This window comes from Methylobacterium sp. WL12 (genome assembly GCF_008039475.1).
Classification (GTDB): Bacteria; Pseudomonadota; Alphaproteobacteria; order Rhizobiales; family Beijerinckiaceae; genus Methylobacterium; species Methylobacterium cerastii.
Genome location: NZ_VRUW01000050.1, coordinates 1 through 15,864, shown reverse-complemented (window position 1 = coordinate 15,864; position 15,864 = coordinate 1). Strand labels below are relative to the sequence as shown.

At 71.7% G+C, this 15,864-nt stretch carries 10 protein-coding genes and 1 pseudogene; 5 read left to right on the top strand and 6 right to left on the bottom strand.

Going from position 1 to position 15,864, the window contains the following annotated elements; genetic code table 11:
• Positions 1-21 precede the first annotated feature (21 nt).
• Together ligA and FV226_RS17635 are read left to right on the top strand one after the other, a co-directional pair.
• Entirely contained in the window at positions 22-2,529 is a 2,508-nt protein-coding gene (gene ligA, locus FV226_RS17640) for an NAD-dependent DNA ligase LigA (RefSeq protein WP_147763916.1), read from the top strand.
• A gap of 60 nt (positions 2,530-2,589) precedes the next feature.
• On the top strand, positions 2,590-3,444 hold the full coding sequence (locus FV226_RS17635; protein WP_147763915.1) for a 3'-5' exonuclease: 855 nt from the start codon (positions 2,590-2,592) through the stop codon (positions 3,442-3,444).
• A gap of 223 nt (positions 3,445-3,667) precedes the next feature.
• On the opposite strand, the gene FV226_RS17630 is transcribed toward FV226_RS17635, so the two are convergent.
• Entirely contained in the window at positions 3,668-5,869 is a 2,202-nt protein-coding gene (locus FV226_RS17630; protein WP_147763914.1) for an FAD-dependent oxidoreductase, read from the bottom strand.
• Positions 5,870-6,081: 212 nt separating this feature from the next.
• Between FV226_RS17630 and FV226_RS17625 the strand changes: the two genes are divergently transcribed.
• Positions 6,082-6,801, top strand: a complete 720-nt coding sequence (locus tag FV226_RS17625; RefSeq protein WP_246685556.1) for an EAL domain-containing protein — start codon at positions 6,082-6,084, stop codon at positions 6,799-6,801.
• Positions 6,802-6,878: 77 nt separating this feature from the next.
• Here FV226_RS17625 and FV226_RS17620 read toward each other — a convergent pair whose 3' ends face one another.
• The 3 genes from FV226_RS17620 to FV226_RS17610 all read right to left on the bottom strand — a co-directional run bounded on the left by FV226_RS17620 (position 6,879) and on the right by FV226_RS17610 (position 10,596).
• Entirely contained in the window at positions 6,879-7,400 is a 522-nt protein-coding gene (locus tag FV226_RS17620; protein ID WP_147763912.1) for a hypothetical protein, read from the bottom strand.
• 112 nt (positions 7,401-7,512) lie between these two features.
• A complete protein-coding gene (locus tag FV226_RS17615) occupies positions 7,513-8,721 on the bottom strand; it encodes an acetyl-CoA C-acetyltransferase (protein WP_147763911.1) in 1,209 nt (402 codons plus the stop codon).
• A gap of 90 nt (positions 8,722-8,811) precedes the next feature.
• Positions 8,812-10,596: an acyl-CoA dehydrogenase C-terminal domain-containing protein gene (locus FV226_RS17610; protein WP_147763910.1), complete on the bottom strand. Its 1,785-nt coding sequence runs from the start codon at positions 10,594-10,596 to the stop codon at positions 8,812-8,814.
• A 282-nt stretch (positions 10,597-10,878) separates the two neighbouring features.
• Here FV226_RS17610 and FV226_RS17605 point away from each other — a divergent pair, with 282 nt between their 5' ends.
• On the top strand, positions 10,879-14,316 hold the full coding sequence (locus tag FV226_RS17605; RefSeq protein ID WP_348644115.1) for a hypothetical protein: 3,438 nt from the start codon (positions 10,879-10,881) through the stop codon (positions 14,314-14,316).
• A gap of 147 nt (positions 14,317-14,463) precedes the next feature.
• Positions 14,464-14,901: a DUF3429 domain-containing protein gene (locus tag FV226_RS17600; protein WP_147763909.1), complete on the top strand. Its 438-nt coding sequence runs from the start codon at positions 14,464-14,466 to the stop codon at positions 14,899-14,901.
• Between the two features lie 9 nt (positions 14,902-14,910).
• Here the strand turns inward: FV226_RS17600 and FV226_RS17595 are convergent, their stop codons facing one another.
• Positions 14,911-15,234 (bottom strand): YbaB/EbfC family nucleoid-associated protein, encoded by a 324-nt coding sequence (locus tag FV226_RS17595; RefSeq protein ID WP_147754753.1) that lies wholly within the window; start codon positions 15,232-15,234, stop codon positions 14,911-14,913.
• 66 nt (positions 15,235-15,300) lie between these two features.
• Positions 15,301-15,864, bottom strand: a pseudogene (locus FV226_RS17590) (DNA polymerase III subunit gamma/tau); the annotation flags it as partial.

The window sequence follows — 15,864 nt, the reverse complement described above, 5'->3', positions numbered from 1 at the left end:
AACGCGGAAGTCCTGAGCCCGATGCCGAAGCCCAACTCCGCCACGACCAAGTCCGACGCTGAGAAGTCCGACGCCGAGAAGTCCGACGCGCGAAAATCCAATGCGCCCAGCCCGACGCTCACCGCGGACGCGGCGCGGGCGCGCCACGCCGCCCTCTCCGCTGAGATCGCCGAGGCCGACCGGCTCTACCACCAGGAGGATGCGCCCGAGATCTCGGATGCCGCCTACGATGCCCTGCGCCGGGAGCTGGAGACGCTGGAAGCGCAAGTCCCCGATCTCGCCGGCACCGGGTTGGCGAGCACGGCGGTCGGCGCGAAGCCGTCCGAAAAATTCGCCAAGGTGCGCCATGCCGTCCCGATGCTCTCCCTCGGCAACGCCTTCGCCGACGAGGAGGTCGAGGAGTTCGTCGCCCGCGTGCGCCGGTTCCTGAACCGGCCGGAGGCGCCGCTCGCCTTCACCGCCGAGCCGAAGATCGACGGGCTGTCGCTGTCCCTGCGCTACGAGGACGGGCGCCTCGTCACCGCCGCCACCCGCGGCGACGGCGAGACCGGCGAGAACGTCACGGCCAACGCCCGCACGGTCGAGGACATCCCGCAGGCGCTCGCCGGCAGCGGCTGGCCGGCAATCTGCGAGGTGCGCGGCGAGGTCTACCTCTCGCACGCGGATTTCGCCGCGATCAACGCCCGCCAGGAGGCTGCGGGAAAGCCGCTCTTCGCCAACCCGCGCAACGCCGCCGCCGGCTCCCTGCGCCAGCTCGACCCGTCGATCACCGCCTCACGACCGCTCAAGTTCTTCGCCTACGCCTGGGGCGAGGTGGTGCCGCCCTTCGAGGGGACGCAATCGGGGGTGATGGCGCTGTTTCGCGCCTGGGGCCTGCCGGTGAACCCGCTGACCGTCACCTGTGCCGACGCCGCCGGCATGATCGCGCATTACCGAACGATCGAGGCGGACCGGCCGACGCTCGGCTACGACATCGACGGCGTCGTCTACAAGGTCGACGACCTCGCCCTGCAGAAGCGGCTCGGCTTCGTCTCGCGCAGCCCCCGCTGGGCGCTGGCCCACAAGTTCGCCGCGCAGGAGGCGTTCACCGTGGTCGAGGGCATCGACATCAACGTCGGCCGCACCGGCTCGCTCAACCCGCTCGCGCGGCTGCGCCCGGTGACGGTGGGTGGCGTCGTGGTCTCGAACGCGACGCTGCACAACGAGGGCTACGTGAAGGGCGTCGGCGGGGACGGCGAGCCGATCCGCGACGGCCGCGACATCCGCGTCGGCGACACCGTTGTGGTGCTGCGGGCCGGCGACGTGATCCCCAAGGTGATGGACGTGGTACTCGACAAGCGCCCGGCCGACGCCCGGCCCTTCGTCTTCCCCGAGACCTGCCCGGCCTGCGGCAGCAAGGCGGTGCGCGAGATCAACCCACGCACCGGCAAGCCCGACGCGGTGCGGCGCTGCACCGGCGGGCTGATCTGCCCGGCGCAAGGCGTCGAGCGCCTGAAGCACTTCGTCTCGCGCAACGGCTTCGACCTCGAAGGATTCGGACAGACCTACATCGAGGTGCTGTTCGAGGCCGGCCTCGTGCGCCAGCCCGCCGACCTGTTCACCCTGGAGTTCGAGCCGCTGAAGGCGGCGATCGTCGCGCGCCGCGAGGCCCTGTCGGCGGAGCGCCGGGCGGAGGGGGCTCCGGCGCCGAAGAAGCCGACGAAGAAGAAGGGCGAGGAGGAGGACAAGGCGATCCACAACCTGCTCGCCGCGGTCACCGAGCGCCGCCGCCTGCCGATGAACCGCTTCCTGTTCGCGCTGGGCATACCCGACATCGGCGAGTCGACCGCCAAGGCGCTGGCCAAGCGGTTCTCGGATTTTTCCGCCCTGAAGCAGGCGTTGCGGGCCGCAGCCGACGCGCAGGCCGGGCCGGACTGGATCGAATTCTCCGCGGTGCCGCGCATCGGGCCGACCACCCGCGACCGGCTGCTCGAGGCCGGCCTTCCGGCGGAGGCGGGCGATACCGACGAGGGCGAGGCCGCGCCGACGGAGGCCGGCAAGATCCGGTTCAGCACCAGCCAGCGCGCGAGCCTGCTCGCGCATTACGGCAGCCTGGACGCGGTGCGCGCGGCGATCGCGCGGGCCGCCGAGCAGCGCCCCGGCGACGCCTACCGGGTCTTCGCCGACGACGGCGAGATCGGCCCGGTGGCGACCGACTCGCTGATCGCGTTCTTCTCCGAGCCGCACAACGACGCCGCCGTGTCGGCGCTGCTCAAGGAGGTCCAGGTCGCCCCGATGGAGGCGTCCGCGAGCACCGCGGCGTTCTCCGGCAAGACGGTGGTCTTCACCGGGACTCTGGAGAAGATGACCCGCAACGAGGCCAAGGCCACCGCCGAGCGCCTCGGCGCCAAGGTCTCGGGCTCGGTCTCGGCCAAGACCGACCTCGTCGTCGCCGGCCCCGGCGCCGGCTCGAAGCTGAAGGATGCCGAGAAGCACGGGGTGCGCGTCGTCTCGGAAGACGAATGGCTCGCGATGGTCGCAGCCGCTTGAAGCGCGAGTCGCCGGGTCATAGACCTGGGGCATGACATCCTCGCGGCCGTCCCTGGGCTCATGACCGTCGTCGCCCTCGACTTCGAGACCGCCAACGAGCGGCGCGACAGCGCCTGCGCGATCGGGCTCGCCTGGATCGAGGGGGGCCGCGTGGTCCGGCGCGCGTCCCGGCTGATCCGGCCGCCGGAGCTGCGGTTCGCGCCCGGCAACATCCGCGTCCACGGGATCGTCCCGGCCGACGTGCGCGACAAGCCCGGCTTCGGCGAGGCGGTCGCCGAGTTCCTGCCCGACCTCGCCGGCGGGCTGATCCTCGCCCACAACGCGAGCTTCGACATCGGCGTGCTGCGGGCCTCGCTCCAGGCCTGCGGGCTACCGGCGCCTCCCTTGCGCTACCTCTGCACGGTCCAGGTCGCCCGGCGCGTGTTCCCGGACCCGGAGGGCTGCGGGCTCGGCAAGGTCGCAAGGCGCCTCGGCATCCGCTTCGAGCACCACGACGCCGGCGAGGACGCCTACGCCTGCGCCGAGATCGCGCTCGCCGCCGTCCGGCAGACGGAGGCCGCGGACGTGCCCGACCTGTCGCGGGTGCTGTCGCTGCCGGCGACGCGGATCGACGGCAGCGCCGCGGTGCCGCGGGCGGGCGCGGGCGCCATCAGCGGCCGCATCCTGCGCGCCCTGAAGCCCGCGGAGCCCGACGCCCTGCGCTTCGCGATGCGCGGCAGCACCGGCAACCGCTACGAGGTCTCGCTGGAGGACCGCACGAGCGGGTTGATGCTGCGCTGCACCTGCATGGCCGGCCGCCACGGGGTGCGCTGCCGCCACGTGAAGGCCCTCGTCGTCGGCGACATCACCGATCTGCTGTCGAACAACCACGCCGACGTCGAGGTTCTGCGGCGGCGGCTCGCCGCGGTGGGGTGAGGCGGGATGTCCGCCCCCTATCCAAAACAGGAGCCGTCATTCCGGGGCTGCGAAGCAGAGTCCGGAATCCAGAACCGCCGTCCGTGGGCGAAGGAGCGGATGCGTTCCGCCCCCAACGGCATGCGCGGCGGCTCGGGATCCCGGGCTCGCCTTCGGCGCCCCGGGATGACGGGGGAGAAGCGGACGCGTCGCTCCTCCCGGGGAGCGAGGAGCGAGGCTTGCTTCACGCCGCCTTTTTCGCCGCCTCGCCGTAGAACGTGCCGCCGGTCTCGGCCAGGGCGCGCAGGTTGTCCGGCACGGCGAAGCGCGGGCCGTGCTTGGCTTCCAGGCCCTCGGCGAGCGCCACGAAGTCCTTCGCGCCCATGAAGTCGATGTAGGACAGCGCGCCGCCGGTGAAGGGCGCGAAGCCGAAGCCGAGGATCGAGCCGACGTCGGCCTCGCGCGGGTCGGTGATGACGCCCTCGCCCACCGTGCGCGCGGCCTCCAGCGCCTGGACCACCAGGAGGCGGTGCTTCAGCTCGGCGATGTCGAGGGTGTCGGGGTCGAGGTGGGTGGGCTGCAGGTCCTTGAGGCCGGGCCACAGGCGCTTGGGCGCGCCCTCCGGGTAGTCGTAGAAGCCCTTCTTGTTCTTGCGCCCGAGGCGGCCCTGGGTCTCGACGAGTTCGACGAGCAGCGCCTTCTGCGCCGGGTCGACCGCGTCGGGCCCGAGCTGCGCCTCCGTCGCCTTGGCGATCTTGAGGCCGAGGTCCAACGCCACCTCGTCGTTCAGCGAGAGCGGGCCGACCGGCATGCCGGCCATCTTGCCGGCGTTCTCGATCATCGCGGGCGGCACGCCCTCGTTGAGCATCTTGTGCCCCTCGAGGATGTAGGCGCCGACGCAGCGGTTGGCGAAGAAGCCGCGGGCGTCGTTCACGACGATCGGGGTCTTCTTCACGGTGCGGACGTAGTCCAGAGCCGTGGCGAGCGCCCGGTCGCCGGTGGCCTCGCCCTTGATGATCTCGACGAGCATCATCTTCTCGACCGGCGAGAAGAAGTGGATGCCGACGAACTGCTCGGGGCGCGACGACGCCTTGGCGAGGCCGGAGATCGGCAGCGTCGAGGTGTTGGAGGCGAAGATCGTGTCGGGGCCGATCACCGCCTCGACCTTGGCGATCACCTCGGCCTTCACCCGCGGGTCCTCGAACACCGCCTCGATGACGAGGTCGCAATCGGCCAGGTCCGCGTAGTCGGCGGACGCCGTGATGCGGGCGAGCAGCGCGTCGCGGTCCGCGGTCTTGGCGCGGCCCTTGTTGATCTGGCCGGTGATCAGCGCGTGGGCGTAGGCCTTGCCCTTCTCGGCCGCCTCGCTCGACTGGTCGACGAGCACCACGTCGAGACCGGCGTTGGCCGTGACGTAGGCGACGCCGGCGCCCATGAAGCCGGCGCCGACCACGCCGACCTTCTTGAGGCTCGTGGCGGGGACGTCCTTCGGGCGGCGCGCGCCCTTGTTCAGCTCGCCCATCGAGATGAACAGCGTGCGGATCATCGCCGCCGCCTCTTTGGTGCGCAGGATCATCGCGAAGTAGCGGCTCTCGACCTTCAGGCCGAGATCCATCGGCAGCTGCAGGCCCTCGTAGACCGAGGCCAGGATGGCCTTCGCCGCCGGGTAGTTGTCGTGGGTCTCGCGCCGGTAGATCGCGTTGGCCGGCGGCCAGATCATCATGCCGGCCGGTGAGTAGACCTTGCCCGAGGGCGCCTTGAACTTCGGGACGTCCCAGGGCGCCACCGCCGAGCCGCCGGCCAGGATCCAGGCCTTGGCCTTGGCGACGATCTCGTCCTTGCCCGCGACCTCGTGGACGAGGCCCATGCTCTTGGCCATGGCCGGCCGGATCTGCTCGCCCTTGAACAGCATCTGCAGTGCGTCGCCCGTCTGCATCAGCCGCGCGACGCGCTGCGTGCCGCCGCCGCCGGGAAACAGGCCGACCTTGATCTCGGGCAGGCCGACGCGGGTCTTCGGGTCGTCCGAGACCACGCGGTGATGGCACGACAGGGCCAGCTCGAACGCGCCGCCGAGGCAGATGCCGCTCACCGCCGCCGCGAAGGGCTTGCCGCAGGTCTCGAGCTTGCGGAACACCAGCGAGAGCCGGCGCGAGGCCTCGAAGAAGTGGCGCATGGCGGGCTCCTCGCCCTGCTCGCGCTTGAGCTTCTCGTATTCGAGCCCGAGCCCCTGCAGCATCGTCAGGTCGGCGCCGCCCGAGAAGTTGTCCTTGCCCGAGGTGATGACGCAGCCCTTCACGGCCGGATCGGCGACGACCGCGTCGACGATGGCCTCGATCTCGTCGATCACCGCTTGAGTGATGACGTTCATCGAGCGTCCGGGGCAGTCCCAGGTCGCCAACGCCACGCCGTCAGCATTGGTCTCGAAGCGGAAGTTCTGGAGATTCATCGCTGATCCTCGGGTGGCTGAAGGACTTAAGTTCGGCGCGTTAACAGTGTGGAGAGTGTTGCGCTTCAGAAGGAGTGCGGGGTTCAAGTAACGGGAAGTAACCCATGTTAAGCAATGCCCAGGTCGTGGACGGCAAGACGACGGGTGCCAAGGCCGCGGAGGCCAAGTGCCGGGCCTGCCGCGACGGCGAGGCACTCGATTTCACCTTCACCATGGCGTTCCAGCCGATCGTCGACACGACCGAGGGTCGGGTCTGGGGCTACGAGGCCCTGGTCCGCGGGCCGGGGGGGCAGTCGGCCGCCTCCATCCTCGACCGGGTGACGGACGAGACGCGCTACCGCTTCGACCAGGCCGCGCGGGTCAAGGCGATCGAGCTCGCCGGCCGCCTGTTCCCGAAGGACGACGCGACGCGCCTGTCGATCAACTTCATGCCCAACGCCGTCTACGAGCCGGCGGCCTGCATCCGCGCCTCGCTCGAGGCCGCGCGCCGGGTCGGCTTCGAGCATCGCCGGATCATGTTCGAGTTCACCGAGAACGAGCGCTTCCGCGACGTCCCCCATGTGAAGCGCATCGTCGCCGAGTACCGGCGTCAGGGCTTCCTCACCGCGCTCGACGATTTCGGCGCCGGCTATGCCGGGCTGAGCCTCCTGGCGAACTTCCGTCCCGACCTGATCAAGATCGACATGGACCTGCTGCGCGGCATCGACGTCGACGCCGGGCGCGGCGCCATCGTGGCGGGCCTCGTCGCCATCGCCCGCGCGCTCGGCGTCTCGGTTCTGGCCGAGGGCGTCGAGACGCAGGGCGAGCTCGACGCCCTGCGCGACCTCGGCATCACGTTGTTCCAGGGCTACCACTTCGCCAAGCCCCTGTTCGAAGGTCTGCCGGAGGTGGCGGGCTTTCCCGGGTCGGAGCGATCCGTGCGCGCCGCCTGAGCTGGGCTGAGGAGACATGCCAGCGTGAAGGCACATGCCAGCTTGAAGGGACATGCCCGGATCGCTCCGCCGCCGGCTCAGCGCGCCGGGGTCGGGGCCGGCGCAGGCGCCGGGGCGGGCGTCGGCGTCGGCATCGGTGCGCCGGGCTTCGGCGTGTTGTCGCCCGCCGCCGCGATCGCCAGCATGTTGAGCAGCTTGGTGACGGAGGCCTGCGAGATCGCCGTCACCGACGAGGACGGGTCTGCGTTGATGGTCTGGAACTTGAGGTAGGTCTTATCCTCGTAGATCTCGTTGAGGTGCTTGAGTTCCGGCAGCGTGAACTTCGTCGCGTATTCCTTCGACAGGCCATCGATCATGATGCCGCTCTGCTTGTCGAACTCGGCCATCAGCTCTTTGCGGACCGGCTCCGACTTGTCGTCGGGCATCGCGGCGACGGTCTTCTCCAGCGCGGCGTCGAAGCCGGTCTTCAGGTTCTTGATCAGCGTCTTGCTGACGAGCGTCTTGGCTTCCGCGACCTTGTCGGCCGCCTCGTCCGCGCGGGCGGCGATGGGAAGGGCGAGCGCAGTCGTCAGGCACAGGGTGGCGAGCAGGCGGGTCATCGTTTCTCCCAAAGGTTCGTGTCGTCCCTGCCGTTTCCCGGCACGGGTCGGGGCCGGCTCTAGCAGCGTTCGCCCGGAATAGGGAACGCGCCGGCCGTTCCGGCCCCCGGGGTCAGACCCGCTCGATGATGGTCGCCGTGCCCATGCCGGCGCCGATGCACAGGGTCACCAGGGCGCGCTCCTTGCCGGTGCGCTCCAGCTCGTCGAGCACGGTGCCGAGGATCATCGCGCCGGTGGCACCGAGCGGATGGCCCATGGCGATGGCGCCGCCGTTGACGTTGACCTTGGCCGGATCGAGGTCGAACGCCTGCTGGAAGCGCAGCACGACCGCGGCGAAGGCCTCGTTGACCTCGAACAGGTCGATGTCGGACAGCTGCATCCCGGCGCGCGCCAGCACCTTCTTGGTCACGTCGACAGGGCCGGTTAGCATCAGCGCCGGGTCGGAGCCGATGTTGGCGAAGGCGCGGATTCTGGCTCGCGGCTTCAGGCCCGCGCCCTGCCCGGCCTCCCGCGAGCCGATCAGCACCGCGGCGGCGCCGTCGACGATGCCCGACGAGTTGCCGGCATGGTGGACGTGGTCCACCGCCTCGACGTCCGGGTGGGCGTCCACGGCCACCGCGTCGAACCCGCCCATCTGGCCCATCTGGACGAACGAGGCCTTCAGCTGGCCGAGCGACTGCATGTCGGTCGCGGGCCGCATGTGCTCGTCGCGGTCGAGCAGCGTGATGCCGTTCACGTCGCGCACCGGCACGACCGAGCCCTTGAACAGGCCCTCGGCCCACGACTTGCCCGAGCGTTTCTGCGACTGCACCGCGTAGGCGTCGCAATCGTCGCGGCTGAACCCGTACTTGGTGGCGATCAGGTCGGCGGAGACGCCCTGGGGCATGAAGTAGGACTTGATCGCGATCGCCGGGTCGACCGGCCAGGCGCCGCCCGAGGCGCCCAAGCCGACGCGGCTCATCGATTCGACGCCGCCGCCGACCGTCATGTCGTGCTGACCGGCCATCACCTGGGCGGCGGCGAAGTTGATCGCGTCGAGGCCCGAGGCGCAGAAGCGGTTGATCTGCACGCCCGGCACGTGGGTGCCGTAGTCGGCGACGAGCGCGGCGGCGCGGGCGATGTCACCGCCGGCCTCGCCGACCGGGTCGACGCAGCCGAGCACCACGTCGTCGACGCGACTGGTGTCGAGCCCGTTGCGATCCTTGAGCGCGCGCAGCGCCGTCTCGGCCAGCCGCAAGGCCGTGACCTCGTGCAGCGACCCGTCCGGCTTGCCGCGGCCGCGGGGGGTGCGGACGTGGTCGTAGATGAAGGCCTCGGTCATGGCGTTTCCCTTGATCTTTCCGACTTGCGCAGCCGCACCGCGTACCCCCATCCCGCCTGCGCGAGAGGGTGGAGAGGGAGGGCTTGCGCCTTAGAACGCCTCGGCCGGCACCGCCATGGTCGAGTCCGCGCCGGCCTTGATGCGCACCAGGCGCATCGCGGTCTCGGGCAGCACCCGCTCCATGTAGAAGCGGCCGGTGGCGAGCTTGGCGTCCATGCGCGCCGGCAGCTCGGCCAGCTTCGCGTTCGCCGCCTTGGCGATCCTGCCCCACATGTAGCCCATCGCGACGAGGCCGAGGAGGTGCATGTAGTCGGTGGCGCCGGCGCCGGCGTTGTCGGGCTTCGAGAACGCGTTCTGCATGAACCACATGGTGGCGCCCTGCAGGTCGTTCAGCCCGGCTTGGAGCGGCCCGGTATAGGCCTTCAGCGCCTCGTCCTCGTCGTTGTCCTTGATGAAGGCCTGGACCTCGCCGAGGAAGGCCATCATCGCGCGGCCGCCGTCCTTGGGGAGCTTGCGGCCGATCAGGTCCATCGCCTGGATGCCGTTGGCGCCTTCGTAGATCATCGCGATGCGGGCATCGCGCACGAACTGCGACATGCCCCATTCCTCGATGTAGCCGTGGCCGCCGAACATCTGCTGGGCTTCGACCGCGTTGGCGAAGCCCCGGTCGGTGAGCACGCCCTTGACCACCGGGGTGAGCAGGCCGAGCAGGTCGTCGGCGGTCTGGCGCTCCTTCGCGTCCTCGGAGCGGTGCGAGACGTCCGACTGCAGCGCGGTCCAGAGCATCAGCGCGCGGGCCGACTCGTTGAAGGCGCGGATGCCCATCAGCGTGCGGCGCACGTCCGGGTGGACGATGATCGGGTCGGCGGCCTTCTCGGGCGCCTTCGCACCGGTGAGCGAACGGCCCTGGATCCGATCCTTCGCGTAGGCGACCGCGTTCTGGTAGGCGACCTCGGACTGGCCGAGGCCCTGAACGCCGACGGCGAGGCGCGCCTCGTTCATCATGACGAACATCGCGTTGAGGCCGCGGTTCTCCTGGCCGACGAGCCAGCCGGTGGCGCCGTCGTAGTTCATCACGCAGGTGGAATTGCCGTGGATGCCCATCTTGTGCTCGATCGAGCCGCAGGACACGCCGTTGCGCGCGCCGACCGAGCCGTCGGCGTTCACCAGGAACTTCGGCACCACGAAGAGCGAGATGCCCTTGGTGCCGGCCGGCGCGCCCTCGATCCGGGCGATGACGAGGTGGACGATGTTCTCCGAGAGGTCGTGCTCGCCCGCCGAGATGAAGATCTTGGTGCCGGTGAGCGCGTAGGAGCCGTCGCCGTTCGGCACGGCCTTGGTCTTCAGGAGGCCGAGATCGGTGCCGCAATGCGGCTCGGTCAGGTTCATGGTGCCGGTCCAGGCGCCCTCGACCATCTTCGGCAGGTAGGTGGCCTTCTGCTCGTCCGAGCCGTGCACCAGGAGCGCCGCCATCGCGCCCTGCGTCAGGCCCGGATACATCCCGAGGGCGAGGTTGGCGCCGGAGGCGAATTCCTGGATCGCGGTGTTCAGCGTGTGCGGCAAGCCCTGGCCGCCGTATGCCTCGGGCACCGACAGGCCCATCCAGCCGCCCTGGGCGTAGGCGTCGTAGGCCGCCTTGAAGCCCTTCGGCGTCGTCACCGAGCCGTCCGCCTGGCGGGTGCAGCCTTCGAGGTCGCCGACCCGGTTGAGCGGGGCCAGCACCGAGTCGGCGAGCTTGGCGCCCTCGTTCAGCACCGCCTCGACCATGTCCGGGGTGGCGTCCGCGAAGCCCGCGAGGTTGGCGTGGTTGTGGAAGCCGAGCACGTCGTTGAGGAGGAAAAGGGTGTCCTCGACCGGGGCGCGATAGCTCGGCATCTCTTCATCCTCCAGCTGGGCGGAGGCCCTGCCCGATCGCTCGCGGATCGGTGGGTCCCTCGATAGTTCATATATAAACTATCCGGCCGCGCGAGGGCAAGGGGGCGCGGCACGATGCGGAGCTTTCAACCATAGCGACACGCGGCCTCCGTCTTAACCGGGTGTTTACCAAGAAAGTTAATGGTCCACGACAACCGATCCGAGGCCCACGTTCCGGACACGTCACAAGCGTCCGCGCATGTCGTCCGGAACCGGTGCCGAATGCCGCCGAACGCAGGCCCGATGATGACCCGAACCGCGACGCCGAGCTTCGACACCTTCGATCCCGACGTGCTCGACGCTGCCCGAGACGTGGCGCGCCGCGCCGGCGTGCCGCTGGAGACGTGGATCGCCTCCGTCGTCCCGGACAAGGGCCGGCCCGGGGCCAAGCCCGGTGCCGCCAAGGCGAAATCCTCAGCGAAGGCTCCGCGCCACGCCCCCGCCGACCTCGCGCGGTCCGAGCCGGCCGCACCGGCCTCGCCCGCTTCGAGCAAGCCTGAAACAGCTTGGGCAGAGCCTGCGGCAGCTTGGGCCGAGCCTGCGGCCAGGGCCATCCCCGAAATCGCCTCGGACGGCGCCTTCGGCGCGACCATCCAGACGCTGCTCGCCCGCATCGACGGCCTCGACCGCACCCTGGCGGAGGAGCGCCTGTCGGTGGAGGACGCGGCGCAGCGCCGGATCGCCGACATCGAGTCGCGCATCGGCGCGGCGATCGGCGCCAGCACGGCCCCGGTCCAGCAGGTCGCCGAACGTCTGGGCGACATCGAACGCCGCATGTCGGCGCTGGGCGAGCAGCTTGCCGCCACCCGGCCCCCGGGCCGGCGCGGCCGCCCGGCTGCGGCCGAGATCCAGGACGCCGTCCAGGACATCCGCCTGCGCCAGCGCGAGCTCGGCGAAGGCTCCGTTTCCGGCTCGGGCTCCGGCGCCAGCGTCGTCGCCGCCATGCGCGAGGACCTCGCCCGCCGCCTCGACGCCACCGTCGAGGATCACGCGGCGACCGAGACCGCGGTCTCCGAGCTTCGGCGCGAGACCCATCGCCTGCGCGAATCGATCGGCCATCTGGCCACGCGCCGCGACCTCGGCGCCCTGGAGCAGGCGGTGATCTCGCTGGCCAGCGGCGTCGAGCGCGTCGGGGCGCCGGCCGACTTGGCCGCCATCGCCGAGCCGATGGAGATGATCCGCCTGCAGGTCGAGCGCCTCGCCGACGACGTGAGCGAGAACGTCCACACCCGCGTGGCCAGCGAGGTCGAGCGCTTGGCGACCCGCCTCGACGCGGCCGCCGCCGGGCGCGGCAGCTCGGTCGACGACGACGCGCTGAAGAACCTGTTCGGCGAGCTGGAGGAGATCCGCCGCCTGATCGCGGCGCTCGCCGGGCCGGAGCGGATCCAGAGCCTCGCCGCCGGCGTCCAGGCGATCAGCGCGCAGATCGTCCAGCTTCAGAAGGCCGCGAGCGCAGGCAGCGACACCGCCCTGCGTCCGCTCCTCGAGGAGATCCGCAGCGGACTCAACGCCAGCGCTCCCACCTCGCCGGCCCTCGTCAACCAGATCGATGCGATCGCCTCGAAGCTCGACGCGATGCAGGCCGGCGCGCGCGGCGCCGACGCAGCCAGCTCGAAGGCGATCCTCGGGCGGATCGACGCGCTCGCCGACAAGGTCGACCGCGTCAGCGCTCAACCGGTGGGCGACCTGATCGGGCGGCTCGAAGGACTCGGCGAAAGCCTGGGCGAATCCCTGCGCCAGCCGGCGATGCCGGGCGGCGACGTCGCATCGATCCACGCGATGCTGCGCAACCTCGCCGACAAGGTCGACCGCGTCGGCGCCCGCACCGGCGACGACGGCCTCGACGCCCTGGAGAAGCAGGTCGTGTCGCTGGCCGACCGGCTCGACGCCCGCAGCGGCGACCCGTCGCTGGCGAGCCTGGAACGGACCATGGGCGACCTGCTCGAGCAGGTTTCCGCTTTGCGCGACGAGGCGCCGATCGAGGCCGCCGTGGCGCGCGCCACCCGCAGCGCCGTCGCCGACTCCATCGGTGCTGCGCGCGGGACCGCCGAGACGAGCGAGTTCGGACTGCTCCGCGCCGGCCTCGCCGACATGCAGGTCCGGCAGGCGGCCTCCGACCAGCGCCTCGCCACGACGCTCGAAGGCGTGCAGACGGCCCTGGAGCGCCTGACCGGGCGGCTCGACGCACCGTCGGCCGCCGCGCCGGCCCGCGCCCCGATCGGCACCCGCGCGGTGCCGCTGGAGGACCGCCTGCTCGCCTCCACCACCGTCGAGGCGCCGCGTCCCCGCACCGCCCGCCGGCCGGAGCTCCCGGCCGGCGCACCGACAGCGCCGGACGCGTCGCGCGCCGGCGACGAGCTGCTGGAACCCGGCGCCGGGCGCCCGTCCAAGGACGCGTCCCCGCGCGAGCGCCACGCCCGCGACCGCGCCGAGCCCGCCGAGGCGGACGGCGGGGCCGACATCAAGACCAACTTCATCGCCGCCGCGCGCCGCGCCGCCCAGGCCGCCCAGGCCGAGGTCGCGTCCGAGGCCGACCTCTCGGCCGCGCGCCGCGAGTCACGCACCGCCCGCCGGCCGGCGCCGGTGGTCGAGGCGGCGGGCGACGGCCCCGTCGCGCGCCTGCGCGCCGAGATCGACCGCCGCCGCCGGCCGCTGCTGCTCGGCCTCGCGGCGATCGTGCTCGCGCTCGGAGCCCTGCAGGCGATCAGCATGCGCCCGACCTCGAACGGCGACGCCGCCCGCGCGACCCAGCCGCCGACGGTGCTGGCCGACACCGCCGCGCCCAGGACCGAGCCGAAGGCAGAGCCGCGGGCCGAGAAGCCCGAGCCGGCGATGCCGGCGGAGGCCCGCCCGATCCCGGCCGACCCGCAGACCACCCAGTCGCTTCCGACCCCCGCCGAGGCGAAGCCGGCCTCGGCCAGGAGCGCGGTGCCGCAGGTGTCGAGCATGGCCTCGCTCGCCGGCGACCTCTCCGCCCTACCCGCCGGCCTGTCGAAGCTGCGCCAGGCGGCGCAGGACGGCGACGGCGTCGCGGTCTGGGAGCTCGCCGGGCGCGCTGCGGACGGGCGCGGCCTGCCCCGCGACCTGTCGCTGGCGGCCAAGCTCTACGAGAAGCTCGCCGTCGCCGGCTACGCGCCGGCCCAGTACAAGTATGCCGGGCATTTCGAGAAGGGCGCCGGCCTCGTGCGCGACCTCGACAAGGCCAAGATGTGGTACGGCCGCGCCGCCGAGCAGGGCCATGCCCGCTCGATGCACAACCTCGCGGTGATCTACGCCGAGAACCCGGGCGCCACCGGCAAGCCGGACTACGCGTCGGCCGCCTCGTGGTTCAGGCAAGGCGCCGAGTACGGCGTCCGCGACAGCCAGTACAACCTCGCGGTGCTCTACGCCCGCGGCCTCGGCCTGACCCAGGACCTCGCGCAATCCTACGCGTGGTTCGCCGCCGCCGCCGCACAGGGCGACGAGGATGCCGGCAAGAAGCGCGACGACGTGGCGACCAAGCTGAACCCGTCCGACCTCGCCGCGGCGCGCAGCCTCACCGCGAACTTCAAGCCGCACCGCCTCGACCGCGCGGTCAACGAGCCCCCGGTCTCGAAGGACGCCGCCGGGCCGATGACGCTCCTCGGCGCGCCGGCACCGATGGCGCCCGCCCTCGCTCCGGCCGGCCGCAAAGGCGTCTGAGCGCACAGCGATCCGCCCGGGACGACGGCCGTGGCGGCGAAGCTTGACCATGATGCCGCAGTGCGGGAACCACTCTGCCGCGGCGTTCGTAGAATCGTGTAATTCGATAGGCGACCGCCGATCCGCAGCGGGCAAACCGGAGATCGGATGGCGCGCGTCTCCCCCGTACCGACCGGCGCCGTCCTCCTCGGCGTCGCAGGGCTGATCCCGTTCGTGGGCTTCGCCGCGCTCGCCGTCAGCGGCAGCGACGGCGGCCTCGGCACGATCGGCCTGTCGCCGCGCACGATCCTCTCGGCCTACGGGGCGGTGATCGCGTCGTTCCTCGGCGGCATCCGGTGGGGCGCGGCCGCCGCGCGCAACGCCGGCAACGCCGACTACCTCATCGCCATCGTCCCCTCGCTCCTGGCTTGGGCCGCGCTCGCCGCGCCGGCGCCGTGGGACCTGCGGACCCTCGGCATCCTGGTGCTCGCCTGGGGGATCGTGGACCAGGACCTCGTCCGGCGCGGCCTCGTCCCGGTCTGGCTCGGGCGCCTGCGCCTCGTGCTCTCGGGCGTCGCCGGCGCCGCCCTGCTCGTCGCCGCCTAACGCCCGCGATCAGAACGGCAGCTTCATCCCGGGCGGCAGCGGCAGGCCCTTGGTCAGCTCGGCCATGCGCTCCTGCGCCGCCTGCTCGGCCTTGCCCCGCGCGTCGTTGACGGCGGCGAGGACCAGATCCTCCAGGATCTCGCGCTCGTCGGCGACCATCAGGCTCGGATCGATCGCGACCGCCTTGACGAGCCCCTTGGCCGTCATCGTCACGCGCACCGAGCCGCCGCCGGAGGCGCCCGAAACCTCGACCGTGTCGAGCTCGGCCTGGATGCCGGCCATCTTCTCCTGCATGGCCTGAGCCTGCTTCATGATGCCCATGATGTCGCGCATGCGGGTCGGTCTCTCGGTTGCGAAGTGAGGACGTGATCTGGGGAGCCGGTCTGGCGGATGCCAGCGTCAGGCGTCGTCGGCTTCGACATCCTCGAGGCCGGCCCCGTCGAGCCCGGCGGGCGCTTCGAGGTCGGCCGGCGCCTCGGGCGCGGTGTCGCGCACGTCCACGATCTGTGCGCCGGGGAAGCGCGCCAGCACCTCGCGCACCAGCGGATGCGAGGCTGCGTTCTCGCGGCGGCTCTCCACCGCGGCGCGGGCCTGTGCGTCCAGCGTCGGCGCGCCCGCTTCCCGCGAGGCCGTGACGACCCAGCGCCGGCCGGTCCATTGTTCGAGCGCCTTGGCGAGGTCGGCATGCAGCGACGGGCGCCCGCCCTCCGCCTGCCGGAACTCGATGCGGCCGTCCTCGAAGCGCACGAGGTGCGCCTCGCGCTCCAGCGCCGACTTCAGCAGGATGTCGCGGCGCGCGTCGGCCAACGCCACCACGTCCTCGAACCGCGACAGGCGCGGGCCGGACGGCTCGGCGGGCCGGGCCTGCGTCACGGGCGCGGGCGCCGCCGGGACGGGCGGCGAGACCAGGGCCGGGCGCGGCGGCGGCAGCGGCCGAGCTTCCACGGGCGAGCGCGCCTCAAC

Coding starts and splice junctions, on each gene's coding strand:
- ligA (WP_147763916.1), top strand. CDS start 22: ATGCCGAAGCCCAACTCCGCCACGACCAAGTCCGACGCTGAGAAGTCC.
- FV226_RS17635 (WP_147763915.1), top strand. CDS start 2,590: ATGACCGTCGTCGCCCTCGACTTCGAGACCGCCAACGAGCGGCGCGAC.
- FV226_RS17630 (WP_147763914.1), bottom strand. CDS start 5,869: ATGAATCTCCAGAACTTCCGCTTCGAGACCAATGCTGACGGCGTGGCG.
- FV226_RS17625 (WP_246685556.1), top strand. CDS start 6,082: ATGGCGTTCCAGCCGATCGTCGACACGACCGAGGGTCGGGTCTGGGGC.
- FV226_RS17620 (WP_147763912.1), bottom strand. CDS start 7,400: ATGACCCGCCTGCTCGCCACCCTGTGCCTGACGACTGCGCTCGCCCTT.
- FV226_RS17615 (WP_147763911.1), bottom strand. CDS start 8,721: ATGACCGAGGCCTTCATCTACGACCACGTCCGCACCCCCCGCGGCCGC.
- FV226_RS17610 (WP_147763910.1), bottom strand. CDS start 10,596: ATGCCGAGCTATCGCGCCCCGGTCGAGGACACCCTTTTCCTCCTCAAC.
- FV226_RS17605 (WP_348644115.1), top strand. CDS start 10,879: ATGATGACCCGAACCGCGACGCCGAGCTTCGACACCTTCGATCCCGAC.
- FV226_RS17600 (WP_147763909.1), top strand. CDS start 14,464: ATGGCGCGCGTCTCCCCCGTACCGACCGGCGCCGTCCTCCTCGGCGTC.
- FV226_RS17595 (WP_147754753.1), bottom strand. CDS start 15,234: ATGCGCGACATCATGGGCATCATGAAGCAGGCTCAGGCCATGCAGGAG.